Source organism: Acidovorax sp. HMWF018 (genome assembly GCF_003061035.1).
Lineage (GTDB): Bacteria > Pseudomonadota > Gammaproteobacteria > Burkholderiales > Burkholderiaceae_C > Acidovorax > Acidovorax delafieldii.
In genome coordinates this window covers 2287-2733 of record NZ_QAIM01000022.1, presented here as the reverse complement: position 1 = coordinate 2733, position 447 = coordinate 2287, and the positions used below count along the sequence as shown (strand labels likewise).

Annotated in this window: 1 protein-coding gene; it reads right to left on the bottom strand. The window is 65.5% G+C overall.

The features are described from left to right. A partial coding sequence (locus DBR23_RS00620; protein ID WP_146191176.1) for a DUF4124 domain-containing protein occupies window positions 1-382 on the bottom strand: 382 nt, incomplete at its 3' end. Between the last annotated feature and the right edge of the window lie 65 nt (window positions 383-447).

Genomic DNA, 447 nt, shown 5'->3' with positions numbered 1-447 from the left:
ACACCACATCCAGGTTGCGCCGTGAACGGGCGCACTCCGGGGAGCGTGCGTAGTCTGTGGTTTTGGCAGGAGCGGTCTGGTCGCGTTGTGTATTGCGCCGTGATTCGGTCTCGGCGGCGGTCGCCTCGGCCTGCAAGCGCTGCTGTTTGCGCGCCAGCGCCTCGGCGGCTTCTTCGCGCTCCTGCTGGATCTCCTGCGGAGTTTTGCGGGCCTCCACCTCACGCACGGTGGTGCCGCTGGCGCATTTGCCGTCGGTGTAGGTGACCTTGCCCGTGGCAGCGTCGGTGCAGCGCACCACCTGCGCCTGGGCACCCAATGGAGGTAGTGTGCCCAGAAAGACCACGCACAGGCCAGCGATAAGGGTATGGGTACGTGGTTTCATGGTGGCTGGAGAGTTGTTGGGGTAGCGGGGTCAGCGCCAGGCCATCACGGCTTGTCCGGGCTGTT